22 protein-coding genes are annotated in these 26,728 nt (G+C 73.9%); 8 read left to right on the plus strand and 14 right to left on the minus strand.

Features of this window, described 5'->3' with window-relative positions; all coding sequences use genetic code 11:
- Positions 1 to 312, plus strand: coding sequence for a TraR/DksA family transcriptional regulator (locus tag OC439_RS18740; protein ID WP_135239645.1), 312 nt, complete (start codon positions 1 to 3; stop codon positions 310 to 312).
- Positions 313 to 360: 48 nt separating this feature from the next.
- The gene (locus tag OC439_RS18745; RefSeq protein ID WP_262014545.1) at positions 361 to 1,326 is read left to right on the plus strand and encodes an acyltransferase domain-containing protein; all 966 of its coding nucleotides are present in this window, start codon (positions 361 to 363) and stop codon (positions 1,324 to 1,326) included.
- Between the two features lie 43 nt (positions 1,327 to 1,369).
- On the opposite strand, the gene OC439_RS18750 is transcribed toward OC439_RS18745, so the two are convergent.
- On the minus strand, positions 1,370 to 1,981 hold the full coding sequence (locus OC439_RS18750) for a CGNR zinc finger domain-containing protein (RefSeq protein ID WP_262014546.1): 612 nt from the start codon (positions 1,979 to 1,981) through the stop codon (positions 1,370 to 1,372).
- Positions 1,982 to 2,104: 123 nt separating this feature from the next.
- Here OC439_RS18750 and OC439_RS18755 point away from each other — a divergent pair, with 123 nt between their 5' ends.
- Positions 2,105 to 2,641, plus strand: coding sequence for a hypothetical protein (locus OC439_RS18755; RefSeq protein ID WP_262014547.1), 537 nt, complete (start codon positions 2,105 to 2,107; stop codon positions 2,639 to 2,641).
- 29 nt (positions 2,642 to 2,670) lie between these two features.
- On the plus strand, positions 2,671 to 4,755 hold the full coding sequence (locus OC439_RS18760) for a cupin-like domain-containing protein (protein ID WP_262014548.1): 2,085 nt from the start codon (positions 2,671 to 2,673) through the stop codon (positions 4,753 to 4,755).
- Between the two features lie 48 nt (positions 4,756 to 4,803).
- Here the strand turns inward: OC439_RS18760 and OC439_RS18765 are convergent, their stop codons facing one another.
- The 11 genes from OC439_RS18765 to OC439_RS18815 all read right to left on the minus strand — a co-directional run bounded on the left by OC439_RS18765 (position 4,804) and on the right by OC439_RS18815 (position 19,949).
- Positions 4,804 to 4,989: a hypothetical protein gene (locus tag OC439_RS18765; protein ID WP_262014549.1), complete on the minus strand. Its 186-nt coding sequence runs from the start codon at positions 4,987 to 4,989 to the stop codon at positions 4,804 to 4,806.
- Positions 4,990 to 5,096: 107 nt separating this feature from the next.
- Positions 5,097 to 5,642 carry an adenylate kinase gene (locus tag OC439_RS18770; RefSeq protein ID WP_262014550.1) on the minus strand — a complete coding sequence of 182 codons (546 nt, stop codon included), beginning with the start codon at positions 5,640 to 5,642 and terminating at the stop codon, positions 5,097 to 5,099.
- A gap of 49 nt (positions 5,643 to 5,691) precedes the next feature.
- Positions 5,692 to 6,915 (minus strand): multidrug effflux MFS transporter, encoded by a 1,224-nt coding sequence (locus OC439_RS18775; RefSeq protein WP_262014568.1) that lies wholly within the window; start codon positions 6,913 to 6,915, stop codon positions 5,692 to 5,694.
- Between the two features lie 249 nt (positions 6,916 to 7,164).
- The gene (locus OC439_RS18780) at positions 7,165 to 8,091 is read right to left on the minus strand and encodes a hypothetical protein (protein WP_262014551.1); all 927 of its coding nucleotides are present in this window, start codon (positions 8,089 to 8,091) and stop codon (positions 7,165 to 7,167) included.
- 24 nt (positions 8,092 to 8,115) lie between these two features.
- Entirely contained in the window at positions 8,116 to 8,790 is a 675-nt protein-coding gene (locus tag OC439_RS18785) for an NADPH-dependent F420 reductase (RefSeq protein ID WP_262014552.1), read from the minus strand.
- On the minus strand, positions 8,787 to 9,245 hold the full coding sequence (locus tag OC439_RS18790; RefSeq protein ID WP_262014553.1) for an acyl-CoA thioesterase: 459 nt from the start codon (positions 9,243 to 9,245) through the stop codon (positions 8,787 to 8,789). The genes OC439_RS18785 and OC439_RS18790 overlap by 4 nt, the downstream gene beginning before the upstream one ends.
- Positions 9,242 to 14,947, minus strand: coding sequence for a type I polyketide synthase (locus OC439_RS18795; RefSeq protein ID WP_262014554.1), 5,706 nt, complete (start codon positions 14,945 to 14,947; stop codon positions 9,242 to 9,244). Before OC439_RS18795 ends, OC439_RS18790 begins: the two co-directional genes overlap by 4 nt.
- Entirely contained in the window at positions 14,944 to 15,885 is a 942-nt protein-coding gene (locus OC439_RS18800; RefSeq protein WP_262014555.1) for an enediyne biosynthesis protein UnbU, read from the minus strand. Before OC439_RS18800 ends, OC439_RS18795 begins: the two co-directional genes overlap by 4 nt.
- 14 nt (positions 15,886 to 15,899) lie before the next feature.
- Positions 15,900 to 17,780 (minus strand): CRTAC1 family protein, encoded by a 1,881-nt coding sequence (locus OC439_RS18805; protein ID WP_262014556.1) that lies wholly within the window; start codon positions 17,778 to 17,780, stop codon positions 15,900 to 15,902.
- A gap of 29 nt (positions 17,781 to 17,809) precedes the next feature.
- Entirely contained in the window at positions 17,810 to 18,775 is a 966-nt protein-coding gene (locus tag OC439_RS18810; RefSeq protein ID WP_262014557.1) for a DUF1702 family protein, read from the minus strand.
- Between the two features lie 115 nt (positions 18,776 to 18,890).
- On the minus strand, positions 18,891 to 19,949 hold the full coding sequence (locus tag OC439_RS18815; protein ID WP_262014558.1) for an IS630 family transposase: 1,059 nt from the start codon (positions 19,947 to 19,949) through the stop codon (positions 18,891 to 18,893).
- A gap of 122 nt (positions 19,950 to 20,071) precedes the next feature.
- Between OC439_RS18815 and OC439_RS18820 the strand changes: the two genes are divergently transcribed.
- Complete coding sequence (locus tag OC439_RS18820; protein WP_262014559.1) at positions 20,072 to 21,955, plus strand: BTAD domain-containing putative transcriptional regulator; 1,884 nt, start codon at positions 20,072 to 20,074, stop codon at positions 21,953 to 21,955.
- A gap of 296 nt (positions 21,956 to 22,251) precedes the next feature.
- Entirely contained in the window at positions 22,252 to 23,001 is a 750-nt protein-coding gene (locus tag OC439_RS18825; RefSeq protein WP_262014560.1) for a helix-turn-helix domain-containing protein, read from the plus strand.
- A gap of 63 nt (positions 23,002 to 23,064) precedes the next feature.
- Here OC439_RS18825 and OC439_RS18830 read toward each other — a convergent pair whose 3' ends face one another.
- Positions 23,065 to 24,378, minus strand: coding sequence for a cytochrome P450 (locus OC439_RS18830; protein ID WP_262014561.1), 1,314 nt, complete (start codon positions 24,376 to 24,378; stop codon positions 23,065 to 23,067).
- A gap of 30 nt (positions 24,379 to 24,408) precedes the next feature.
- Positions 24,409 to 25,251, minus strand: a complete 843-nt coding sequence (locus OC439_RS18835; protein WP_262014562.1) for a class I SAM-dependent methyltransferase — start codon at positions 25,249 to 25,251, stop codon at positions 24,409 to 24,411.
- A gap of 187 nt (positions 25,252 to 25,438) precedes the next feature.
- Here OC439_RS18835 and OC439_RS18840 point away from each other — a divergent pair, with 187 nt between their 5' ends.
- Together OC439_RS18840 and OC439_RS18845 are read left to right on the plus strand one after the other, a co-directional pair.
- Entirely contained in the window at positions 25,439 to 26,149 is a 711-nt protein-coding gene (locus OC439_RS18840) for a hypothetical protein (RefSeq protein WP_262014563.1), read from the plus strand.
- A gap of 133 nt (positions 26,150 to 26,282) precedes the next feature.
- Positions 26,283 to 26,672, plus strand: a complete 390-nt coding sequence (locus OC439_RS18845) for a VOC family protein (RefSeq protein WP_167796872.1) — start codon at positions 26,283 to 26,285, stop codon at positions 26,670 to 26,672.
- The last annotated feature ends 56 nt before the right edge of the window (positions 26,673 to 26,728 follow it).

Below are 26,728 nucleotides of genomic sequence, written 5' to 3' on the forward strand. Positions count from 1 at the left end.
ATGACGCACGCCCTCAACCGCACCGACACGCTGCGTGAACTGCTGGACCGGCAGTTCGGCGAGTACACCGACCAGCTCACCGAGCTGACGCTGCACACGCGGCAGCCCGACTACGGCGGCCACGACCCGGACACGCTGCGCCGGCTCGTCGAGACCGCCCGGCAGGGCATCGCGGACACCGCCCAGGCGCTGAAGCGGATGTCCGAGGGCACGTACGGCGTCTGCGAGCGGTGCGGGCAGGACATCCCGACCGCCCGCCTGGAGATCCTGCCCTCGGCCCGCTTCTGCGTGCCGTGCCAGCAACGCCGCTGAGCACGCACGGGGCTGTCGGGGCAGGCGCCGGCCGGTAGCGTCACCGCCATGGATGTCGATGACGTCGCCGGCCGGCTCGGCGTGCCCGCCGTGGAGGTCGACCGGGTGCACCGGCTCGCCGGTGACCTGCCATCCGCGCCGCTGCCCGGCCGGGCGGACGCACCAGCCCTGCTGGCCCGGCTCGCGGTACGCCCCGACGACGCCGCCGAGATCCTCGCGGGCTGGCCGGAACCGGGGTCACCACTGTGGACCCCGGAGCTGCGCTGGCTGCTCGACCGCTCGATCGCCCTGGTCCGCGCCGACCTCGGCGGCCACGCCTGGCTGCCGCCGGGCCCGGCGCTGCCCCGCGAGCGGGGTCCGGCCTGGCGGCACCTCTACGTCTACGCGTACCTCGCACTCGTCGACGTGGTCCGGGCCTACCACCGCGACCACGGCGTCCCGGACGACGTGTCCTGGGCGACGCTCGCCGACCTGGGCAACAACCTCGCCGTCGACCGGCGGATGAACGGCGAGGGCTGGCCGGTCATGCAGTGCTGGCTGACGCTGCACGCGCGCGGCGGCATCTACGAGCTGGGCCGGCTCCAGCACCAGCGCGGCGACGCCGAGGCGATCGAACTGCACATCCCGGACTCCGGACCGCTGATCCCGGAGGCGGTCGACGCGTCGCTGGAGCGGGCCCGCGCGTTCTTCCCGCGCCACTTCCCCGGCGAGCGCTACACCGCGTTCTCCTGCGGTTCCTGGCTGCTCGACCCGCAGTTGCGCGAATACCTGCCGGAGGACTCCAACATCGTCCGGTTCCAGCGGCGGTTCACGCTGGAGCCCTACCAGGACCTGCCCGGGCTGGACGGCGACACGGAGGTGCTGCGGTTCGTGTTCCGCACCCTGGAGACGCCGCTGGACCGGCTGCCGCGCCGTACCGTGCTCCAGCGCGCCGTGATCGACCACCTCCGGGCCGGTCGCCACTGGCAGTGGCGCCGGGGCCGCTTCCCGATCGCCGGGCCGGACGGGCGGTAGCCGCGCCGGGCCGGCGTGACCGGCTGTCGGCCGGGTGCGGTGGTCAGTCCGGGTGGCGGCGGGCGGCGTAGGCCCGCACCTTGGCGCGGTTGCCGCACGTGGCCATGCTGCACCAGCGGCGCCGCCCCCGGGGGTCCAGGAACAGCCAGCCGCAGTCGGCGGCCGGGCAGGCTCGCACCTCGGTGCGGGCCGCCGAGGTGAGCAGATCGGCGGCGGCCCGGGCACCCGCCAGCAACGGCAGTCGCAGCCCGGCGTCCTCGGGCAGCGTCCAGTGGGCGATCCCGTCCCGGCCCGGCTCCAGGACGGCCGCCGCAGCGGCCTCCCGTGCCGGCCCGGCGACCCGCCGGAAGGCCGCGGTGTCGTCGGGGTCGAGCAGCACGTCGTGCAGCGCGGTGCGCAGCGCCCGGGTCACCGCCAGCACCTCGTCCCCGGCGGACGGCCGGCGGCGGCCCGCCTCCCGCAGCCGGCCTACTGTGGCCGGGGCGAGCAGCCCGACGTGACCGGCCCACACCGCGAGCCGGTCGTAGTCGCGCAGCCAATCCCGTTCCGGGCTCGGGGGCGCGGCCCAGCCCGCCCAGGTGTTGCAGAGCTCCAGCGCGGGATGGCCGCTGACCGGGATCGGCATCGGATAGCCCTCGACGTTCACCCAGTGCATGCCGACAGTGTGCCTTGACTCGGCCGCGCTAACCAGTCAGTGTCATCACACCGGTTAATCATCGTCTACTGGTTAGGTGATGCCATGCGCCCCGGAAAGACAGTCAGTCGGTTCCTACTCGGCATGCTCGTCGCGTCCGCGGCCCTCGTGGCCGCTCCACCCGCTCCGCTGCTCGCGCACGGCGACGCCTCCGCGGCCGCCCGGCCGAGCGGTCGGCCCGAGCCCTGGCGTCCGTCGATCCAGGAGGACTGGACCGGCCCGGCGGGCCGCTATTGCTCCTTCCCGCTCCAGGTCCGCGTCGTCTCCCAGGACGTCCGGGTCCGGGTGCTCGCCCGGTACGCCACCGGCGCCGTCCGGCGCGAGGAGTACGCCGGGCCGCTGACCGTCGACTTCGTCGACGCCGACACCGGACGGGCCGTGCGCCGCGACGCGGGCGGCTCCGGCCTGCTCGAGTACCGGCCTGACGGCGGGTGGCTGCGCTACACCATCGTCGGGCCGGCCGGATTCGGCTTCCGCCCCGGAGACCACTACCGACGTGGCTACTACATCCTCGACGGACTGCACGTGATCTCGGTCGATCCGGACGGCACCCGTGCGCTGACGCTCGGAATCGGGCGGCAGGACGACATCTGCGTGGCGCTCGGCGACCGGGCCGCCTGACCCGGCTGCCCGCGACGGTGGTGGGTGGGATGACCGACGTACGGCTGTCCGTGCTCGGGCCGCTGGTCGCGCGCCGCGACGGCGCGGACGTGCCGCTCGGCGGCCGGCGGCAACGCATGGTGCTCGCCACGCTGCTGGTCGCGCGGGGGCGGATGCTGCCCGCCGAGCGGCTGCGGGACCTGGTCTGGAGCGACGGCCGGCGGACGGCCGGAGCGGCGACCCTGCACGGCTACGTGGCCGCGCTGCGGCGGGCGCTCGAACCGGACCGGCCGCCGCGCTCACCGGGCCGGGTGCTGCGCCGCGAGGGCCCCGGGTACGCCCTGCGGGTGCCGCCCGGGCAGGTCGACGCGGAACGGTTCGCCGCGCTCGTCGCGCACGGCGTCACCCTGCTGGACCGGGGTCACGCCGCCGCGGCCCTGGCCGGTCTGACCGGTGCGCTCGGGTTGTGGCGCGGGCCGGCGTACGCCGATCTGGCGGAAGCCCCGTTCGCGCTGCCGGAGATCGCCCGCCTGGAGGGAATGCGGGCCGCCGCCGCCGAGTCGCGGCTGGCCGCCCTGCTTGCGCTGGGGCGGCACACCGAGATCCTCGGCGAACTGGAGGCGCTCGTGCTGTTGCAGCCGTTGCGGGAGCGCGGCTGGGAGATGCTGGCGATCGCGCTGTACCGGGCCGGCCGGCAGGGCGACGCGCTCGCAGTGGTACGCCGCGCGCGGACGCGGCTCGCCCGCGACCTCGGGGTCGACCCGGGATGCGGGCTGCTGCGCCTGGAGACGGCGATCCTCCGTCAGGACGCCTCACTCGACCTCGCGTCCGGCCCGGCCGCGCCGCCGCAGTCGCGACGTGACGGCGGTGATCCCAGTGGGATCCCAGTCGACGCCGGCACCGTCGGCGGCACGACCATCCAACGTGAAGGGGGACGGCATGCGCGGGCTGCGACCGATGACCGAGGCGGAACCGGAGTTCGAGGTCAACGTCAAGAACAACTACGTCGACTGCGTCGATCTGCCGACCGCACGTACCCGGCAGCGGCTGCCGCTGCCCGAGGGAACCGCCGCCGCCGAGCCGGCCGGCGCGGACCGGGACCGGTCGCCGGAGTCCCGGTGACCCGAGCGGCCGGGCTCGCGCCCCGGTGGCGGGCGTGGACCGCCGAGAACCTGGCCCTCGGCGTACCGGCCGACGAGGTCCGGGAGGCGCTGCTGGCGGCCGGGTTGCCCGTGCCGGAGGTCGACGAGGAACTGGCCCGCGCGCCCGGGCACCCGTACTTCCGGGCCTGCGTACGCCTGGCCAGGGAGTACGCCTGGACGGAGTCCCTGCTCGACCTCTACGGCGATCTCCGCTCGGCGCAACTGGCCGGCGGGCTGGAGCGGCGCTCCGGCCTGTCCCCCGCCGAGTTCTTCGACAGGTACTACGTCGCCAACCGCCCGGTGATCCTGGCCGGCGCGGTCGACGACTGGCCGGCGCGGCGGGAGTGGACGACGGCCCGGCTGCGGGACCGGCTCGGCGCCGTCGAGGTCGAGGTGATGACCGGGCGGGACAGCAACCCGGAGCACGGCTGGCAGCACGACGCGCACCGGACCCGGATGACGTTCGCCGACTACCTCACGATGGTCGAGACGGGCGGGGAGACGAACGACCACTACATGGTCGCGCGCAACGACAACTGGCAGCACGGTCTCAAGCCGCTGGCCCAGGACATCAGGCCGGTGCCGGGGATCATCGATCCGGCTCTGCTGCCGGAGACGGTGACCCTGCTGCTGGGGCCGGCCGGCACTGTCACCGCCCTGCACCACGACAACATGAACATCCTGCTGTGCCAGGTGACGGGCCGCAAGCACGTCCGTCTGGTGCCGTCCTACCAGCGCGGGCGGGTCTATCCCCGGGGCGGGACGTACAGCCGGGTCGACGCCGCGCGGCCCGATCTCGACCAGCACCCGCTGTACGAGCGGGCCACCGTCCTGTCGGAGGTGCTGGAGCCGGGTGACGCACTGTTCGTGCCGGCCGGGTGGTGGCACTGGGTACGGGCCCTGGACGTCAGCGCCACGGTGAGCCTGCACCACTTCCAGGTGCCCGCGGGCAATCACTACCTGCACCCGCCGCTGGTGTGCGGCGAGCCCTGACGGCGGCGGATGCCGGGAACGCCGATACCGGCGCCCCCGGCATCCGGTCTATCCCTTGTCCCGCTCCGGTGGCGGGTCCGGGATCTCGTCCGCGGCCAGTCCGGGTGGTCCGGTCGGTGGCGGGTCGCGTACGTCGGCGCGGTACCGCACCGCCGGTGGTTCACCGGCCGACGGCACCGGGCCGACGGTGAGGGCGGTGGCGGCCAGCATCGTGACGATCAGCAACCTCCGCATGCGTCACCTCCTCTCCTCGTCGCCGTCCGGGGCGCCACCGGGCGGCGGGCCCGGCGGCCAGCCTCCGCCCGCCCACTGGGATCCGGCTGGGAACGCGGCGACGCCGGTCAGCCGCCCGGCGGACGGACCGGCGCGCGCCCGGCCAGCCAGTCGTCGAGCGCGGCCTGGTCGTCGAACAGCAGCACCGGCGGCCCGGCCGGGTCGGCCGCCCAGGCCCGCAGGCGACGGCGTGCCCGGCCGAACCCGGTCAGGTGCCACACCAGGATCGAGTCCCGGGACAGCACGCTGCGCAGCGTCTCCCGGTTGCCGTTGCAGATCAGCTCCCCGCCGGCCAGCCGCCGCCGCGTGCGCCGCAGCAGCCGCCGGAACGAGACCCCGCGCGGGTAGTCCAGGCCGATCACCAGGTCGGCGCGGCCGAGGACCACGTCCCGCCAGCCGTGGTACGCGCCGTCGAGGATCCACCTGTCGCGCCGGCAGATCGCCTCGATCCGGCGACGCTGCTCGGCCACCGGCACCTCGACCCAGCCCGGCTCCCACAGCAGGTCGTCGACCGGATACCAGGGCAGGCCGAACCGCTGCGCCAGATGCGCGGCGAGCGTCGACTTGCCGGAGCCGTGGATCCCCTCGACCAGGATGCGGGCCGGGGCGGTCATGGCAGCAGCGTAGGCACCGCGCGCACCCGGCGCGATCCGGGCGGCCGGGTCAGTGCGCGACAGCGACCGCCGGTGCCGCCTCCAGGCCGGCGAGCTGGGACGGCCGGACGACGACCAGCAGCACCACCAGCGCCGCCACCATGCCGCCGGCCACCACCAGCGCCATCGCCACCGCGCCGGTGCCGAGCACGCCCACCAGCGGCGCGGCCACCGCGCCCACGCCGAACTGCACGGCGCCGAGCAGGGCCGAGGCGGTGCCGGCCGCCTCCCCGTGTCGGGACAGCGCCAGCGCCGGGGCGTTCGGCATGGCCAGGCCCGCCGCAGCCAGCACCAGCCACAGCGACACCAGCAGGGCGGGCAGCCCACCGAAGCCGGTCGCGGCGAACACCACCAGGGCCAGCCCGGCCACCGTTCCCGCCGCCAGCGAGGTCACCAGGATCCACTGCGACGGGTAGCGGCGCAGCAGCCGCACGTTGTACTGGGTGGCGCCGATCAGGCCGATCGCGCCCGCGCCGAACGCCAGGCCGAACTGCTGCTCGTCGAGCCCGTACCCGTCCTGCAGCACGAACGACGACCCCGCGACGTACGCGAACAGCGCCGCCATGGCGAGCCCGGCGACCAGGACCAGGCCGACGAAGACCCGGTCCCGCAGCAGCCCGCCGTACGTCCGCACGGTCGCGACGACTCCGCCGCGCCGGCGCCGGGCCGGCGGCAGCGTCTCGGGCAGGGCGAGGGTGGCCAGCACGACGAGCAGCACCCCGAACACGGCCAGGACCACGAACACGCCGCGCCAGTCGGTCCACCGCAGCACGCCGCCGCCCAGCGTCGGGGCGAGGACCGGGGCCGCGCCCATCACCAGCAGCAGCCGGGACAGCAGGGTGGCGAACGCCGCGCCGCTGAACAGGTCACGCACCACCGCCATCGCCACCACGGCGGTCGCGGCGACGCCGAGGCCCTGCACGACGCGCAGGACGCCGAGGACGGCGACGTTCGGGGCGATCACGCACAGCGCCGACGCCACGATGTGCAGCAGGAGGCCGGCGATCAGCGGGCGGCGCCGTCCGACCGCGTCCGACAGCGGCCCGATCAGCAGCTGCCCGACGGCGAGCCCGGCGAGCGTGCCGGTGAGCGTCAACTGGACCGCCGCCGACGTGGTGGCGAAGTCCGTGACGATCGCGGGCAGCGCGGGCAGGTACATGTCGATCGTCAGCGGACCCACGGCGATCAGCGAGCCGAGGACCAGCACGAGCTTCAGCCGCTGGCCTCGGCTCATCAGGTCACCAGGGGTGGGCGTCGGGGCGGCATCGGTCGTCTGGGGCGTCCCGGCCCGGTCGTGCGACCGGGCGCGGGAGGGTGCGGCACTCACACACTGAGTCAAATGCGCCCCCGGTGATCACATTCCCGTCTCGGCGAGAGGTAACGCAGGTCACCCGCCTACCGACCGGTGCGGCACGCCGCCGGACAGGGACCGGCCCCGCTGCCGGTGCCGGCTGAGCCGGCACCGGCAGCGGGGCGGCAGGGCTCAGTTCCAGGGAGCGGTCGGGAACCAGCCCACGCCGAAGAGGGCCGGCACCCGTACGTCCCAGTAGACGATGAGGAACACGCCGACGAGCACCAGCGCGACGCCCGACAGCACGGTGCCGCGCCGGCTCGGGGCGGTGAGCAGGCGCCCGCCGGTCAGCCTCGACGCGATCACCACGACGAGGACCATCACCAGCATGTTGCCGAGCGTCTGCAGGCCGAAGACGGCCGCGCCGTACGCCGGGTTGTCGTCGGCCACCGCGTAGAGGAAGAGCTTGTGGAAGAGCGGGAACGGGCGGCCGATCAGGAAGGCGCCGATGATGACGCCCATCGCGACCAGGCGGGCCCGCGGCCGGCCGGCGAACGGATCCGGAACCAGCTTCAACGCCGCCAGGCCGAGGTAGAGCAGGGCCAGGCCGGCCAGCCCGAAGACGACGGACGCCTGCACGAGCCGCACCGGTACGCCGCCGGCCGTGGTCGCGGTGGACAGCTGCGGCAGGCGGTCCCCGAGCAGCACGCCCACGGCGCCGTAGGTCAGCGCGACAGCCATGCTGCCGGCGGTGAGCCAGCCCAGCGGGGCGAGCAGCCCGCGCAGTCCAGACCTCGTCGTCTCCCTGGTGACCTGCGGGACCATCCCGAACGCGGCGACGTTGCAGGCGGTGAACGTGCCGGCGAGGCCGGACACGAAGGCGAAGGCGAGCCCGGCGACGGAGCCGCCGATCGCCGTCGCCTTGGCGTCGTGACCCAGGAGCGAGTTGGCGATGTTGTCGCCGATCACCGAGTCGACGAAGGTGAAGGACCAGGCGACGGCGAGCAGCACCCCGGCCACCGCGCCCGCCACGGCGAAGCCGAGGGCCGTGGCGGTGCGGCCCTGCGGTGTCGCGTCGACGGTGACTACCGGGACTGCTTCCCGGTCGGCTACGGACATGGTTCCTCCTCGATGGGTGATCGGTTACGGGAGACGCACACCCGGCACCGCGGGTGTGTGGAGCGACCGCACCGGGCCGTCCGGGCCGCAGATGTGCAGCCCGATCCGCCCGTGTACGCCGTGGCGCTGGTTGACGGCCTGGAGGAGCATGGCCAGCGACTCCAACTCCCGGGCGTGTTCGAGCCCGCCGACATCGATCGGCGCGAAGCCGAGCCGGGACAGCAGCGCACCGGCGACCTCCTTGGCCCCGGCGTCGTCGCCGGCCAGCGGCAGGGAGACCGGCAGCCCTCCGCAGAGCGGCTCGCCGACCATCGCCGCGGGCACGGTGTTCAGCGCCTTGACGACATGCCAGCCGGGGGGTGCCGCCGCCGCGATCAGGCGGGCCCCCGACGAGCCGGGCGGCACCTCCTCGCCGCCGAGGGCCGGATTGGTGACGTCCAGGAGCGGACGGCCCCGGCCCGGCACCGGGATCTCGGTCAGCACCCGGCAGGCCGGACCGAGCGGAACGGCGAGCACGACGAGGGAGGCCCGTTCGAGGACGACGCGGATGTCGGCGGCGAACGCCCCCCGTACGCCGGCGGTGGCGGCGGCCGCCGCCCCGGGTGTCCGTCCGGCGAGCAGCACGCTGCAGCGCGCGGCGGCGACCGCCCGGGTGACGGCGACGCCCATCCGCCCGCAGCCGATGACGCCGACTGTCATCGGACCCACACCCCCGCCGCGGGACGGCGGTAGACGGCGAGCGCGGCCGCCAGGTCGGCCGGCACCGGGGCGGGCTGCAACTGGCCGTCGACCCGCTCCATCACGGCCACCGTCTGCCGGCCCCGCGCGATCAGCTCGGCGGGAGCGCCGTCCGGGCGGACCCGGCGATAGTCGAAGCCCATCGTGATGCGATTGCCGTTGAGCTCGACGAGCGACATCTCGATCTCGACCGTGTCGAAGGCGTGGCTCTCGGCGTAGAAGTCGACCGACATCGACACGGTGACCAGCGCCAGCCCGTCCGACAGGGCGGCGAGCACGGAGGGCGCCTGCTCGGCGAGGAAGTGCTCCCGGCAGTGCCCCTGCCAGTGGGCGTAGTGGGCGAAGTAGACGTTTCCCACCAGGTTCGTCTCGTCGAACGTCACCCGGTGCCGGTAGCGGTAGACCGGGGCGCTCATGCCGGCGTCCCCACGCACACCGCCACCTGCCGCGCGTCCCCGGCCGTCCGCAGCAGCACGCTGCTCAGCACGTGGTCGCCGCTGCGCAGGCCGAGCGTGCCGGACGGCTCCCGGCCGGTGAACACCAGCGGCGCCGAGGGCCCGAGCCCGAGCTTGCGGGTCACCTCGATCGCCGTCCACACGCGGACGGCCGCGACGGCCTCGTCCTCCCCGGACTCGGCGGCCAGCCGCACGGCGAGGGCCCGGTGCCGTTCCTCCAGCGGCGGCGGGCGGTCGTCCACACGTTCCCAGTCGACGCCGACCGGGCCCGGGGCCACCGTCACGAGCACGAGGTCGTCGAGGTGGCTGGCCGAGACGCCACCGCCGCCCGGCGCCGTGACCCGACCGTCACCGGCGTGCCGTGCGCCTGCGGGCTCGCCCAGCGCGCCGCCGTCGAGCCAGTCGGCCAACCGGACGGTGGGTCCGCCGTCGCCGCGCGTCGCGGGGAGCACCGCGGCGTCGATGCCGGGATGCCGGTGCCGCAGCCGCCGGGCCACTGCCGGACCGGCGAGGAACGCCGGCATCTCGGACCAGCCGATCTCGGCCACCGCGCGCAGGACCAGCCCCGTCCACTCCTCGACCGGGCGTCCCGACTCGTCGGTCACCAGCACGTCGTAGACGAACTCGGCACCGTCCTCCGCGCGCTGCCGGGCGGTGACGGTGAGCACGCCGGACGGCCGGTGCCACACGCTGATCCGCTCGACGGAGACCGGAAGCACGCGCCGGTCCGGGACACAGCCCTGCAGCCCGTGCAGCACGGCGTCACGGGCGCCCGGGTCGCCGAGCCGCAGCGACGCGTCGAGGTACATGCCGAACCACGCGGTGCCGGGTTCGGCGCGGACCGAGAACACGCACCGGTACGCGCTCAGCGCGTGATATCCGCGCACCCGCCGGAACGCGGGCCCGTGGAAGTAGAGGCCGCCGTAGAGGCCCGTCGCCGGCAGGCCCGGCTCCCCGAGCCGCACGGCCGGCGCCGGCACCGCCGGATCGGGTGCCGGCACGGCGCCGGTGGTCACGACCGCCGCGAAGTGGTCCACCGCGAAGCCGGTGTCGTCGCTGCGCAGCGCGGTCTCCACCCGGCCGTCGTCGTGGACCAGCGCCGCGACCCGGATGTCGCGCCGGTCGGTCACCGTCACCGGCCGTTCGAGCCGTACGCCGGTGAGGCGCACCGGTGTCCCCGGCGCCCCGGTGAGCGCTGTGGCGGCCTGCGTCATCGCCTCCAGCCCCAGCACGGCGGGCAGCAGCGGGACGCCGTCGACGACGTGGTCGGACAGGTAGGGGTCGGTGCCGGCGGTCAGGGTGGCGCCGAGGACGCTCTCCACCCCCGGCGTCAGCGCCAGCACCCGCTCGGCGAACCGCCCGCTGGTGCGGTCGTCGTCGCGGTAGCGCAGGGTCGGTCCGGCGGGCAGCCGGCCGGCGGCCAGCACGCACGGCCCGGTGTCCGGCGCCGCCAGCAGGCGCAACAGCAGGTCGGTGCCGGCCGGGACGCTGATCGGCTCGAGCCCGTCGCGCACCAGCGCGTCGAGGACGCCGAGGCGGACCCCCATACCGACGCCGGACCAGGCCGACCACTGCACCGTCAGCCAACGGGTGCCGGGCCGCTCCCGCGTCAGTTCCGCGCAGCGCCGGGCGAGCCACTCGTTGGCTACGGCGTACTCCGACTGGCCGGTCAACCCGGTGCGCCCGATGACGGATCCGAAGGCGACGGCGAAGCGCAGATCGTCGCCGAGGGCCGCGACCAGGTGGTCGAAGCCGTCGGCCTTCGGTGCCAGCGTCGCGCGGAGACCCTCGACGGTCACGTCCTCGATCCGCCGCGGCGTGTTGTGGCCGGCGGCGTGCAGCAGCCCGCGTACCGGTCCGTACCGCTCCTGGACAGCGGTGACGGCGGCGGTGACGGCGGGCCCGTCGCTGACGTCGACGGCGTGGTAGCCGGCGGTGATCCCGAGCGCGGTCAGCCGGTCCAGACCGTCCCGGACCTCCGGGTCCGTGCCGGGGCTGCGCCCGAAGAGCACCGCCGTGGCGCCGGTGGCCTGGCACACCGCGGCGGCGCACTCCAGCCCGATGCCCTTCGCCCCGCCGGTGACCAGCAGCACGTCGCCCGAAGCCAACGGGATGCGCTCGTCCCGGCGGGACAGCGCGAGCGGAGCGGCGACCCGGGTGGTGCGGACACCGTCCTCGTCGTAGACGACCTCGACGTAGCCGGTCCAGTCGACGGACGCCTCGGCGACGAGCTTGAGGCAGCGGTCGTCCACCGGGGTCTCGGCGACCATCACCGCGGCGCCCGGCCGCTCCATGGCGATGCTGCGGCCGACCGCGGCACCCACGCCGCCGTGGTGCAGCACCACGAGCGGCAGCCCGTCGGCCGCGGTGGCGCGCAGCGCGGTCACGACCAGCTCCGCCGGCACCGTGAGGCCCGGTGGCAGCAGCAGCAACCGCGCGTCCGGGGTGTCGGCGAGCGGGAAGTGCTCGGCCACCCCCTTGCTCAGCGGGTGGTCCTCGGTACCGAGCACCGTCCACCCGCGCCGGGCGCCCGGCCTGGTCGTCGGGGCGGCCGACTCGACGAACCGGTCGGTGAAGGCGCGCACCCAACTGGCGATGCCGGCCGGCGGGGCGTCGACCTCCCCGGCTGCGGGCAGCGTGGCGAGCATCGCGGCGAGCTGTTCGATGGTGGCGTCGGCCAGGGCGGCCGGGACCGCGGGCGCCGACCGGCCGACCGCCGCGGCGGCGTCCACGGCGAGCTGGCTGACCCGCAGCGAGCTGAGGTGCAGGTCGGCGACGAGCCGGGTGTCCGGGCGCAGCGTGGCCGCGTCGAGTTCGACCATGGCCGCCACCCGCCGGGTGACGGCGCTCAGCAGGTCGGTGTCGTCCACGGTGACCACGGGCGGGGCGGATGTCGGCGTGGCGGGCGCCGGACGGGGACGAGGCGGCTGCGGCGACCGCGCCGGCCCGCCGGTGCCCTCGCAGGGGTTGCGCAGGAAGACCGGCCGCCAGTCCGGCGTGAGCCGGCGGCACGCCCGGTGCGCGTAGTAGGCGCCCACGTCCGGACCGGCGCCCGTCGCGAACAGCGCGGCGGTCACCGTGGCGATGCCGTGCGGGCCGGGCGCGCCCGAGTCGAGAGCCACCACGCGGGCGTCCGGCAGGCCCGCGGCCAGCCCGGCCAGTACGGCGCCGGGGCCCACCTCGATCAGCAGGTCGGTTCGCTCGGCCAGGCGCGCCAGCGCGTCGCGGAAGCGGACCGGTTCGACGAGCTGACGGGTGAGCAGGTCGGCGAGGTCGGTGCCGGTGTCGAGCCAGTCACCGGTCACCGTGGAGCAGACCGGCCGTCGGGGTGCCCGCCCGGCGAGTCCGGTGAGGTGATCGCGCAGGGCGCGGCTCGCGGGAGCCATCATCGGCGAGTGGAAGGCGTGCGAGACCGGCAGTGCGGTGGCCCGCAGGCCGGCGGACGGGGCGCCGGCGACGAACCGGGCCACCTCCGCGGCCGGGCCGGACACCGTGCACTGCTCCGCGCTGTTCTCCCCGGCGACCACGACCGGGCCCGGGCGGAGCAGCTCGCGGACCCGGTCCGCGGGCCCGGCGACGGCGGCCATCGCGCCGCGACCCGGCGCGTCGCTCATCAGCCGGCCGCGAACGCGTACCAGGTCGAGGGCTTCCTTGTCGTCCACTGCCCCCGCCCAGCACAGCGCGCCGATCTCGCCGAGGCTGTGCCCGACGGCCGCCTCGGCCTCCACGCCGAGCCGGCGCAGCCAGGTCAGACCGGCGAGCGAGGCCCGCAGGATGGCGGGCTGGGCGACTGCGGTGTCCGGAACGCCGCCCGCCGCGATCTCGACCTCCGAGTCGTACCCGGCGAGCGGCCCGTCGAGCAGTTCCCCCAGCGCGCCCGCGCCCGGACGGACCGGGGATCCCTGTCCGGAGAACAGGTAACCGATCCGGGGCGCCGCGCCGGCGCCGAGGAAGACACCGGCCTCCGGGTCGAACAGCTCGGTGTCCGCGTCGGCCAGCGCGGTCACGGCGCGCCGGGCGGCGCGGACCAGGCCGTCCGGGTCGCGTACCACGGCGGCGAACCGGACGGCGCCCTCGGCGACCGGCTCCGCGGCCAGCGTGGCCGCTAGATCACCCAGTTCCGCCCGGGACAGCCGGCCGGCCAGGTCGGCCAGGTCGGTCAGCCGCGCGGTCAGGGCCGCGCGGTCGGCCGCCGCGCACACCACCACCTCGTGGGACGGCAGGGGGCGGGCGGCCCGGCGCTCGGCGTCGGTGACGACCCGGCGGGTGGTGGGCGTGATCCCGCCCAGCACCACGTGGGCGTTGATGCCGCCGAAGCCCATGGCGCTGACCGACGCGTACCGGTCCGGGCCGGGCCACGGCGTCGGTTCGTCGGTCACCACCAGCGGCGACCCGACGGCGGCCAGGGCGGGATGCGGTGACTCGCAGCCGGTGGTCGGCGGGATCACCTGGTGGTGGATCGCGAGTACGGCCTTGATCATCCCGGCGACTCCGGCCGCCGCCTTGGTGTGCCCGATGTTCGCCTTCACGCTGCCGAGCACCGCCGGGAGGCGGCGGCCGGCGTGCAGGTCCCGCAGCGCGGACAGTTCGGTCTCGTCGCCGACAGCGGTGCCGGTGCCGTGCCCCTCCACGAACGACACCTGCTCGGGAGCGAGACCCGACCGGTCGTACGCGCGCCGCAGCGCGAGCAGCTGGCCGGCGGGCTCGGGCCGGGTCAGCCCGCCGTTGCCGTCCGACGACGTGCCCCAGCCGTGCAGCCGCGCGTACGGCCGCAGGCCGTGTTCCGCGGCGAAGTCCTCACGGCACAGGACCAGGATCCCGCAGCCCTCCCCCGGCAGGAACCCGGTCGGCCGCGAGTCGTAGATCCGCATGTCGCCGGTGGCCAGCGCGCCCACGCGGGCGAAGCCGACCAGCTCCAGCGGATCGAGGCTGAGGTCCACACCGCCCGCCAGCGCGACGTCGAGATCGCCGTCGGCGAGCATCCGGGCGGCCGTGGCGACCGCCATCAGCGATGAGGCGCAGGCGGCGTCGACCGTGTAGCCGGTGCCGTGGAAGTCGAAGTGGTTGCAGATCCGGCCGGCGATGGTGTTGGACAAGGCCCCGGCGAGCGTCTCCTCGCCCGGCGGCGGGAACGGCTCCTTGAACCGGTCCTCCGCGGTGGCGAGCAGTTTCTCCCGCTCGGCGTCCGACAGGTCCAGTCCCGCCAGCGTCTCGGCGAGCAGCCGCTGCACGTAGGGCCAGCGCAGGCGGAGCCCGTTGGCGCGGCTGAACTCGCCGGTCATCGAGTTGCCGAGCAGCACGCCGACCCGGTCGTTCGGCAGGCCCGCGCCCGCCGGGCAGCCGGCGTCGGCGAGTGCGTCCGCGGCCACCTCCAGGGCCAGCCAGTGGGTCAGGTCGACCGCCCGGAAGACCTCACCGGGAACGTGGAAGCGGGACCGGTCGAACACCCAGTCGCTGAGGACGGCGGCGCGGTCGACGTACGTGTGGTCGACCTCGTCGGGTCCGGGCCGGTGGTAGTCCGCGACCGGCAGCCGTTCCGGCGGCAGAGGCCGGAAGGCACGCCGGCGCCCGAGCACCGTCTGCCAGAGCTGCCCCGGGTCCGCGGCGTCCGGGTACCGGCAGGCCATGCCCACCACGACGATCGGGGCTCTCGTGCCGGTCATGCCTGGGCTCCGACCGGGACGGCGGGCTGGGAGGCGCGTTGCGGCGCACCGGGTCCGGTGACCGGCTGCCGCCGCTCGCGGATCCGGCGGGCGGCCACGATCACCACCCAGCGGCCGACGCACACGGTGGTGAGCGCGAAGAACAGCCCGAACTCGATGTGCAGGAGCACCAGCGTGCCGTAGACCGCCGCGGTGGCCAGACCGAACACGACCTGCCGGCGCGGCGCGTGCGGGGTGGTTCCGGGGTCGGTGATCATGTAGTTGGTGAACAGGACGAACGCCACGCCGGTCATCGGCAGGAGCGCCGCCACCAGAGCGTGGTCGAAGATCACCGACCGCAGCACCGCCTGCGCGGCGAAGCCCGCGACCCAGGCGGCGACCAGCGGCCCGCGCCGGGTCAGCATGGCGTTGAGCATCGTGCCGGCGGCCAGGATCGCGCCGGGCACCACCCAGTCCCAGATCCCGTTGATGTTCGCGGTGAACTGGTACGGCGGTGCGATCCCCACCCAGGTGAAGCAGAGCAGCGTCACGACGATGCCGAAGTTGCTCGGGTTGAGGACGTGCTTCGCCGGTCCCCCGGCGGTGAAGCGCACCCGCACCACGTACTTGCTCGCTATCGCGACGGTGACGGCGAACAGGGTGGGCCACAGCCGCTCGTTGCCGTAGAGCAGCATCGCGCAGGCCAGGCCGCCGATGTGCGCGGGCAGCAGGAAGTTGAGGAGATCGACGGCGGAGCCGCGGTAGCGGACCGGGCGGCGCTCGACGCGGGCCTCGAGCGTCTCCAGGAGAAGCTCGAGGGTGTACGCGGTGAGCAGCGCGGCGATCGGCGTGAGCCACGACTGCTCGAATCCGAGGACCGTGTGCCCCAGCAGCGTGAACACGGTGATGGACAGGGCGAACCGGCGCAGCGCGACGATCCTGGGGTCCTTGTTGGCCATGGTTCTCTCCTCGATCAGGACTCGGGTCGCAGCGTGACCGTGTGCCAGCCCGAGGCGAGCGTGGTGCTCGTCTCGTGCTGTCCGGCGGCGTCGCGCCAGGTGATCCGGACCTGGGCGGACGGGCTGCCGCCGAGGCCGAAGTACAGTTCGTCGGCGTTCACGCCGGTGTGTCCGTTGGCGGGGTAGAGCTGGTCGGTCAGCGTCGTACCGTCGGCGCGGCGCACCTCGACGCGGGCGCCGATCGCCGCCCGGGTCGCGCCGTTGGTGGTGGGCACCACCAGCCGCAGCCCGAGGTGGGTCGCCGCCGGACCGGTGTTGCGGAACAGCTCCGAGGCGGCCCACTGGTTGGCGACCGCCATGTCGAGCCGCCCGTCGTGGTCGACGTCGCCGACGGCGATGGCCCGGGAGGCCTGGGTGCTCGTCATCCCCAGCCGCTTCGACACGTCGACGAACCGGCCGTTCGGCCCACGTACGAAGAAGGGGTTCTGCTCGTGCCCGGACAGGCTGTCGCCGGGCCGGAAGTTCGGCCAGGCCCACGGGTACTTCAGGAAGGTGTCGTTGGCCATCGCGAGTTCCTGGAGTTCGGCCCAGCGGTCGGTCCCGCCGTGCAGGAAGCCGACCGCCTGGGTGATCTCGCGGCGGCCGTCGGCGTCGAAGTCGGCGGCCTTGATGTCCCAGGCCCAGCCGCTGCGGGACAGCCCGAGTTCCTCGCTGCGGTCCCGGTACGGCGCGCGCCCGGAGGTGAACCGGCCGCCCGTGCTGACGAAGGCGAAGTTGCTCTCCTGCAGGGCGAACGGCGAGGTGATGTTGCTGACCAGCAGGTCCGGCCGGCCGTCGGCGTTCAGGTCGTCGAAGGCGACGCCCATGCCCTTGAACGAGTCGTGCCCGATCACCTTGGACTTGGGGGCCAGCGGGTCGCGCGTGCCGCTCACCTCGCGGAACTCGGGCCGGCCGGGACGGGACTCGTTCACCAGCAGGTTGTCGGGCCCGAAGTCGTTGGCGAAGTAGATCTCCGGCAGGCCGTCGCCGGTCAGGTCCTGCGCCCCGGTGGCCAGGGTCCAGGCCCGCGCCTGGTCGGTGGTGAAGGCGTCGGACCGGTCGGCGTACGCGGGAAAGGGCGCGCCGCCGGCGGTGGGGGTGTTCCCGTCGAACATCAGGAGGCGGTTGCGGCCGCCGTTGCGGCCCAGGGACATGGAGTCCTGCATCCGCATCAACGGGTCGTCGGCGGCGGTCCGGTCGAGCACCCGGGCGCCGTCCGGGAAGTAGTTGCCGATCAGGATGTCCAGGCCGCCGTCGCCGTCGACGTCGAGGACGTTCGCGGTGGTCGAGTTCCAGATCTCGCCGGGAGCGACCACGTCGCTCGCCCGGAAGCCGGCGGCGCCGGGTGCGCCGCCGCCGGGCTGGCGCAGGTAGAGCAGCGGTACGCGGCCCCAGAAGTACACCAGGACGTCGAGTGCGCCGTCGCCGTTGAAGTCGGCGGGGAGGCATCCCATGGGCGCCGTGGTGCGGGCGTCGTACGCGACACCCGCCGGCTGGAGGGTGACGGCGGCGTACCGCTCACCGGTGCCGGGCACCGGCGCCACGGTGACCGAGTCGTCGCGGGGGTCGACCAGGCAGCGGTCGTTCGGCAGGCCGTCGCCGTCGAAGTCGCCGAGGCCGACGCCCGCGCCGACCGCGGAGATCCACGCGGCGAGATGGTCCAGTGCGGGCTGGACCTCGCGGAGCCGGCGGGTGTCCCCGGCGGCGTTCAGCGGGGCGGACGTGAAGGCGAAGCGGGCGCTCAGGGCGTCGGCGTCGGACGCGGAGACCGACGGCAGCCGGGTGAACAGACCGGCCACGACACACAGCAGCACGGCCAGGGCGGGTACGAGCGTTCTACGAACAGCGGACGGCACAGGTTCCCCCTCGGATGGTCGCGGGCGGATCAGAGCGACGCGAGCAGCACGCGGGCCCGGATGCGCTGCCGCCACGTCTGGTACTCGACCGGGCCGGTGGCGGGCGTGCGGAGCCCGGCCTCGGCCTCGCGGGTCCAGTCCGCGGCGGTACGCGGGTCGGTGCCGGTGAGCGCGTGCACGGTGGTGGCGAGTTCGGGCGGGGTCCAGCCGCTGCGCTGCCAGGCGGCGGCGGCGAAGGCCACACCCTGGCCGAGGTCACCGGCGTGCGCTCCGGCACGCTCGCGCAGGGTGGCGAGTCCCTCCGGCGACACCCCGCCGGCGTACGCGGCGGCGAGGCCCACACCGCTCCAGGCGTCGCCGTGGTGCCACTGCGGCAGCGTGCCGACGAGGTCCGCCACCCGGGTGGGTACCGCGGTGCCCCGGAACCACAGGCTGCGGCCGACGCCCTGGTAGCGGATGGCGCAGCGCTCGGAGCACCGGCGCGGGTGGGCGGTGATGCGGCGCAGCCCACCGGCGTCGGCGAAGAAGCCCGCCGAGAAGCCCCAGCCGTCGAGCGCGAGCCAGCGCAGCAGCGGATCCAGGCCGGACAGCCGGGCCCAGAACGGCCAGCGCAGCTTGGCCATCGCCCAGCCCACGCCGACGTGGATCAGGTGGATGTGGGCCGGGCCGTGCAGGCGCAGCACGGCCGGCAGCCGACGGCTGCCCGGGACGAGAAGGTCGAGCAGTGCGGCCTGCATGGCCAGCCCTTCGACGGCGAAGCCGCGCAGGTGGTCCGGCTGGTCGTCGAATCGCGGAGGCGCGCCGGCGGGGGCGGCGAGTCCCTCGTTGAAGCCGTCGAGGAAGGTTCCCGCGGCGGTCTCCAGCCTGGCGCGCAGCTCGGGCGGGTCGGACGCGAAGCCCCGGACCGTGAAGTCGGCGAGGCGGTCCGGCTGATGCAGCAGGCGGCGCCAGCTACGGGGGCGGGTTTCGTCGAGCGTGGCGTTGTCGGTTCTCATGACGCTCCCGCGGAGTCGGTCCACAGTGTCCGTGCGGCGCCAGTCTGCACATCCGTTCTTGAGTAAAACTTGAATTACATATAGTAACGAAATCGCGTTTCCGCGGCTGATCTCACTACTCGCCCGCGCCAGATGTCCGTTGATTAAATCGACCGAGGGATTCGATGATCTCGTCGGTCGTCTTCGCCCAGGTGAACGGGCCTGGGTTCTCGTCCCGCTCCGCGACCCACGCGCTGAGGCCGGCCTCCAGGGCCTGCACGGACTGGGGGGTGCCGCGCGGGACCATCTGCTCGGCGAGGAAGCCGAACCAGCGGTCGAGCTGCGTGACCCAGGCCGAAGCGGTCGGGGTGACGTGCGCGCGGAAGCGGGGGTGCCGGTCCAGCCAGGACGTAATGGCCGGGGCGTGGTGCGCGCCGTGGTTGTCCCAGATGAGGTGGACGTCCAGCTCGGCGGGGACCGAGGCGTCGACACGGGCGAGGAACCTCTTGAGATCCGCCGCCCGGTACCGGCGGCCCGCGGTGGCGCCGTCGGCCACGGTGCGCGCGGCGAACAGGCCGGCGGCGCCGGCGCGCGGGTGCTCCGGGACAGGCCGGCCGGGCGCCGTCGGCGGTCCCGGCGGGATCCGTGCCGTCTCGTGCACCACGAGCGCGACCGCGCCGGCCGGCGGGTTCAGATACAACCCGGCCACGTCGACCACCTTCGCCATGAACACCGGGTCGGTCGACAGGTTGAACGGGGGATCCCGGTGCGGCCTGAGGTGGAATCGGCGCCAGATCCGCCCGACCGTCGACCGCGAGAGCCCGGTCCTCTCGGCCATCGACCTGCGGGACCAGTGGGTGGCACCCGGAGGTGTCTCCTCCAGCGTGGACACCAGCACCTCCTCCACCCGGTCGGCGCCGATCGACGGCGGCCGGCCGGGCCGGTCGCGGTCGGCCAGACCCTCCAGACGCCGCTGCAGGAACCGGCTGCGCCACTTCCCCACCGTCGGCCGCGACACCCCGAGGTCGGCCGCCACGGCGGCGTTCGTCGCCCCGGGTTCGGCGCACGCCAGGACGATCCGGCACCGCAGCGCCAGGGCCTGGGAGGACTTCGCCCGACGCGACCAGCGCACCAGCGTCGCGCGCTCCTCGTCGGTCAACACCAACTCGGCCTTCGGCCGCCCGGTCCTCGGCACGCAACCCAGGCTACATATAGAGAACCAATTTACGGCGCAATATTTGTGCACTTCAGGTTTCCCGAAGTAATTACTACTCTGACGTTGGTTGACGTCGATACGGGCGACCTGGGGGCAACGTGTTGCGTGCGGCAATTGTGGAGATTAAAGTCCTCGGCGCCACCCACGCAGTAATCGATTCCCGCAAGGTCGACCTCGGGCCCCGCAAACAACGGGCAATCATCGCCCTGCTGGCCCTGCGCCACGGCACCCCGGTGCCGATCGACGAGATCATCGAGGCGCTCTGGGAGAACCAGCCGCCCGGCACGCCGCAGTCGCTGGTGCACACGTACATCGCCCGGCTGCGCCAGGTGATGGAGCCGGACACACCGGCGCGGCGCCGCACCAACGTGATCGGGCACAGCGGCACCGGTTACCAGCTTCGGCTGCCACCGGACGCGGTGGATGTCAGCCGTTTCCACAGCCACGCGGACCACGGGCTGCAACTGCTGGCCTCCGGCGCCGCCGGCGAGGCGTACGGTCTGCTGCGCCGGGCACTCGGCGAGTGGCCCGCCTCGCTGACCACCGATCTCGAGTCCCTGCTGCCCGGGTGCGAGGACGTCACCCTGCTCCGGGGAAAGTGGACCACAGTGGCGATGGCGTACGTCCGGGCCGGCCTGACCAGCAAGGGCGCCGTCGCGGTCCTGCCCACCGCCGAACGTCTCGCCCAGGTTGACCCCCTCAACGAGGCCGCGCAGGCGCTCTACCTGGAGACCCAGCGGCGCGCCGGCCACGGCGCCTCGGCGCTGTCCCACTACGACCGGATCCGCACCCGGCTGCAGGCCGAACTGGGCGTCGAACCCGGCCACGAGCTGCGCCGGGTGCACCGGCAACTGGTCGCCGCCGGCGGGAGCCGAGTCCCGGGCCCTCCGGCCGGCGGCTGGCTCGGGCCGGGACCGGCGGTCGACCCGCTGATCGACCGCGAGGCCGAGCTGCGACAGCTGCGTGACCTGCTCGTCCAGCAGCGGCTGATCACGCTGAGCGGGCCCGCGGGGGTGGGCAAGAGCGCCGTCGCGCGCGCGGCGGCAGCAGCCGCCAGGGGGGACTTCCGCGACGGCGTCGCGGTGGTCGACCTGGCCACTGCCTGCGGCGCCGCGGACGCGGCCGACGCGGTACGGCGGACCCTGCACCCGATGCTCCCGCAGCGTCACGCCGCTGCGGCCCGGCCGTTCGACGATCTGGCCGGCCGGCAGCTCCTGCTCCTCCTGGACAACGCCGAGAACGTCCTGGAGTCCTGCGCCGGGCTCGTCGACGACCTGTTGCGGTCCTGTCCGCAGGCTCGCGTCCTGGTCACCTCACGGGAACTGCTCGGCCTGCCATACGAGACGATCCTGACGATCGGCCCGCTCCGCCCGCCCGGGCCGGAGACACCGGCCGACCCGGTGGCGCTGCTGAGCGTGCCCGCCGTGGCGCTGTTCGCGCGGCGCGCCACCCAGGCATGCCCGTCCTTCTCCGTGGACGAGGACAACTGCGCCCTGGTCGCCACCGTCTGCCGCCGGCTCGACGGCCTGCCGCTCGCGCTGGAACTGGCCGCCCGCGTGCTGCGCACCACCGGTCTGCCCGAGTTGGCCGAGCAGTGCCGCGATCCGCTGCGGCTGCTGGACGCGAGCCACCGGGGCACGCCCGCGCACCACCGTTCGCTGCACGCGGCGGTGGTACGCACAGTGGACCGGCTCACGCTCGCCGAGCAGCAGTGCCTCGCACTGGTCAGCGGGATGGAGGAACCGGTGAGCCCGGACATGGTCGAGAAGACGGCCCGCTCCTACTGCGAACAGGACGTCCGGATCGATCTGCGCCCGCTGCTCAACCGCCTGGTCGACAAGTCGCTCCTGATGGCGCGGCACGACGAGCACGGCACGTCCTATCGAATGTTGCGGACAATCCGCCGGATCGGTCTGCAACTGCTCGACCGTTTCGGCGCGGTGCCCTCGGTGGCGAATGCGCTCTGCCGGGAAACAAACCCATGAAATCGATTGCCGGTGCCGAAAATGGCGCAGCTACCCTCCAACCGGTGCAGCACCTACCGTGGCGGACTGTTCACACATAGCTCTCATGGGCTTGCCGATTGCTATATGAATTTATAGCATCGAGTCGGACAGCGCTCCGCCGACGTCCATCCGGCCCTGCTGCTGCCGTCGTTGATCGATCTCCGCAATCCCCTCAGGAGGTCCGACGCCCCATGCCTGCCGTCCACGAAACAGGGACCACCACCGCGCCCGCCGCTTCCGTACACATCGGAGCGATCACCCAGGCGGTGACATCGATGCGGCGCCACCTCGACGAGCCACACCGGCTGCACGACATCGCCCGGGCCTCGCTGATGAGCCCGTTCCACTTCCACCGCGTGTTCCGGATGCTGACCGCCGTCACGCCGGGCCGGTTCCTCACCGCCGTGCGGATGGCCGAGGCGAAACGCCGGCTCCTCGGCAGTGACGCCAGCGCGACCGACATCAGCATGGCGGTCGGCTACTCCAGCTTCGGCACCTTCACCACCCAGTTCACCCGCCTCGTCGGTGTGTCACCCGGCCGCTTCCGTACGTACGGCCGGGCCGTCGCGGACGTGCCCCTGCGCGAACTGGTCTCCACCCCACCGGCCCCCGCACGTCAGCCGTTCGCGCTCCTCCACGTCGGGGCCCGCCCCGACGGCCACCCGGGCCTCACCGTGGTCGCCACCTTCCGGTCCGGGATACCGCAGCAACGGCCCTCGTCCTGCGCCGCGATCCTCTCGCCGGGGGTGTTCCCGCTACCGCTCGCGACGGCGGGCCGGGCGAGCGTGCTCGCGGTCAGCGCCCGCACCGACGTGACCATCGGCGAGGTCCTCACCGAGGAGCCCTCGGCCGGCATCAGTGTCGGCTCCGCCGAGATCCCCGACGAGCCGGTCGCGGCGCAGGCCACCGTCGCGGTCGGCATCCCGCTGCGCCGGCCGGCCCTGCTGGACCCGCCGTTGCTGCTCGCGTTCCCCCTGCTGATGCTCGAGTCCCAGGCCGGGCCGAGGCGGGCGCAGGTCCGCTGAGAGCCCCGGCCGCGCCGGTGCCCGTGGCCGTCGGTGGAACCGGGTCCACCGACGGCCACGAGGTCAGGACCGGGCGGTGTACCGCACCGGGCACGACGCGGGCCGGGCCACACCCAGCCCCGGCGCCTGCCGCGGCTCGGCGATCCCCAGTTCCATGTCGTACGAGCGGGTCAGCATCGCCAGCACCGCCTTCATCTCCAGGTCGGCGAAGCGGGCGCCCAGGCAGGCGTGCAGGCCGCCGCCGAGGTTGAGCAGGCCGGCCGCCGCCCGGCCGTCCGTGTCGCGGTCCCTGCTGAACCGGTCGGGGTCGAACCGGTCCGGGTCCGGGAACACCTCCGGCACGCGGTGCGTCACGGGCGGGCAGAACAGCGTCTGCCAGCCGGCCCGCACGGTGAAACCGCCGACCTCGTACGCGGTGACGGTCTGCCGGGTCAGCAGCGTCGTGACCGGCCGCAGCCGCTGGGACTCCAGCAGCGCCTCGAACAGCCGTCGCTGCCGGTGCAGATCCGTGACGGTCCAGTCGCCGGCGTGCCGGGGCAGGTCGGCGATCTCCTCCTCCATCGCCGCCAGTTCCTTCGGGTGCTGCAGCAGCAGGATGAGCGACCAGGCCAGCTGGGCCGCTGTCGTCTCGTACGCCGCGTACACCAGGATCAGAATGAGCCCGATGACGGTCTCGTCGTCGAAGGCCGCGCCGCCCGCGAGCAGGTGCGGCAGGAAGCCGTACCGGCCGGTGTCCGGATCCTCCCGGACCGCCCGCAGGTGCGGCCCCATCAGCTCGAACATCTCCCGGCGCGCGCGGTCGCGCCGGCGCAGGCGCGGCGTCGGCAGGTTGGCCGGCAGGAAGAACTCCATCCCGGCCGCGATGTCGAGGAAGAGCGACCGGAACCGGTCGCCGTGCCGGGCGCGGAAGCCGGACCCCAGGAACAGGCGTACGGCGATGTCCATGCTCAGCCGCTCCAGGTCGGCGCGCGCGTCGAACTCGCCGCGCGGGCCGAGCCGGTCCATCCAGTCGCTCGTCTCACCGATGATGGCGGCCAGGTAGTCCGCGTGGTTGCGGCTGTGGAAGGCGGGCAGCAACGCGGCCCGCTGACGCAGGTAGTCCGGGTGGTCGGCGGCCTGCATGACGGCGCCGAACATGGGCTTCAGCCACTGGTACACCGGCTGGACGGCGAGGATCGTCTCGGGCAGCGCGATCGCGTGCCGGCTCTCCGCGACGCCGGCCACGACGACCGAGCGCCGCGGCCCCATCCGCAGCGCGAACACGGGACCGTGCTCGGCGTAGCCGGCGCGGGCCAGCGCGACCGGGTCACGCATGAAGGCGAAGGCGTTGCCGAACAGCGGCAGGCCCTGCAACGTCGGCGGGCTGGTTGCGGCCATGACGGATCCCCCTTCGGGACGGGCTCGGAGTCAGCCGGCGGTGGCGTACGAGTACCAGACGTTCCAGTGCACGACCAGGCGTCCGCGGTCGGCGGCGACCTCCTCCATCCGGGCCTCGGCGGCCGCCCGTGCCGCACCGAGCCGCTCCGCGGGCACCCGCTCGAGCACCATCCGGCCGGCCGTCTGCCACAGCCAGGCCCACCACTGCCGCGGGTCGGTGAACTCCAGGTCGAGCGTCTCGTCCTCGATCCGCGTGTCGGCGAAGCCGGCGTCGCGCAGCAGGCGGTGGATCCCCTCCTTCGAGCGCAACGGGTTGTCGGTGCGGCCGGGTACCGGGGGCATGCCACCGTCCACGTACGGCACGACGGCGTCGGTGACGTGGAAGAACGCGGGGTCGTCGGCGCCGAACGTGGTCATCGCGAAGCGCCCGCCCGGGCGCAGCAGCCGGCGGTAGCGGGCCGCGGCGTCCGCCGGGTCGGGCAGCATGAACATCACCAGGCCCGCGACGACAGCGTCGAAACGGGCCGGAGCGAAGCCGGGTGTGGCCGCGTCACCGACCCGTACCTCCGCGTTCGTCAGTCCCTCGTCGGCGAGTTCCGCGCGGGCGCCCTCCACCATGGCCGGTGCCACGTCGATCCCGATCACCGAGCCGCTCGGCGCCACGGTGCGGGCGGCGGGAACGGTGCAGGCGCCCTGCCCGCAGCCGACGTCGAGCACGTCCTCACCCGGGCGCAGATCGAGCCCCGCCACCAGGCGAGCGCCGATCGGGCCGAAGAAGCGGACGCCGGTGCGGTCGTAGCGTGGCGCCGCCCGGTCGAACACCTCCGCCAGCTCCGGAGTCGACACCGCATCCGTCGTCGCGTCGCCGGGCATCGGGCACCACCCTTTCCGCAGGTTCGCCGCGCTCTCCGCGATCATTCTTCGCGCCCGTCCGCGGCCCGGCTTCTCGCCGCTTGCCTATCCCGGCCGGTCGTACCGGCGGGCAACACAGGAGAAGTCCCGGCCCCCGCGACGCCCCTAGGGTCGAGGGAGAGCTCGATCACCATTGAGGGAGGAAGCTGTGGGTGTACTGGGTCTACACAATGAGTGCCCCCCGACCAACTACGCCGCCGGGGACGCCGCCGAGATCGTCACCGGTCTGGTGTCCGACGCGGTCGCGACCGGCGCGACGCTGCGTGCGGTTCGCGACTGCCTCGATTCGCTGGCCTGCCTGGACGACACGGTGCGGTACGTCGTCGAAGCCTCCGCCGGAGCCGTGTCACCGGACGGCTCGTTCGACGCCGCGAACGTGGCCGAGCAGATGGCGGGCGTCCTGAAGACCTACTCGCAGACCTTCCGCGCCCTGGACGGGACCGTGGAGCAGATCGACACGGCCGTCCGGGAGTACGGGGAGCTGCAGCGGTACAGCGCGCTCGCGCTGGCGAAGGGCCGGGACGAGTGTTTCGAGAACCGGCTGGTTCAGGCCGGCGAGGGCGGCTTCGCCGGCATGGCCCAGGCGCGCATCGCCTACCTGCGCAAGCTGCGGGTGCGGGTGCAGCTGCTCCAGCGCATGGAGCCGATCGGCGAGGAGATCCTGAACGGGTACGACTTCAACGCGTTCTTCCTGCTGTTCATGCAGCCCATGCGCGACCTCGGCGTGGCCGCGCAGGATCTCTACAACGAGACGGTACGCGGGGCGCTCGTCGCCTACGACACGCTCGTCCGGGTGTGTGAAATGCGTACCGGAAACGCGGCCGACACCCTGCGCCGGGAAATGGTGAAATCGAACTGATCTCGCCATCGCACTCGTCCGGCGCGACCATGACAATCCGCGCCGGACATGCGCGTCTCAGGCATGCACAACGGGGACCGGTTCGGTAGGATGATCGCACTGTTCGCCCATATGCCGTGAGATGGGAAATTCCATGGGAATCAGCCACATCACATTGATCACCATCCCGGTCACCGACCAGGACAAGGCGAAGGACTTCTACGCCCGCCTCGGATTCGAGGTGATCAATGACCACGAGATGACCCCGGACGAGATGCCGCCGGAGCCGGGCCTGCGCTGGCTGCAGCTGGGCACTCCGGGAGGCGAGACCACAGTGGTGCTCGCCACCTGGGGCGTGGGCGGCCTCCGCCCCGGAGCGCAGCACATCTCCGTGGCGTGCAAGGACGTCAAGGGCCTGCACAACGAGCTGGCCTCGGCGGGCGTGGAGGCGTCGCCGGTCTTCGACGCCCCGTTCGGCGCGTTCTTCTCGGTGGAGGACCCGGACGGCAACGGCGTGATGATCGTCGAGGAGTCCGGCGACTGACGGACACGACAGTGGGGGCGGTACCCGGATCCGGGTACCGCCCCCACTGTCGTGTC

It is taken from the genome of Micromonospora sp. Mcm103, from assembly GCF_024519755.1.
GTDB classification, from domain to species: domain Bacteria; phylum Actinomycetota; class Actinomycetes; order Mycobacteriales; family Micromonosporaceae; genus Micromonospora; species Micromonospora aurantiaca.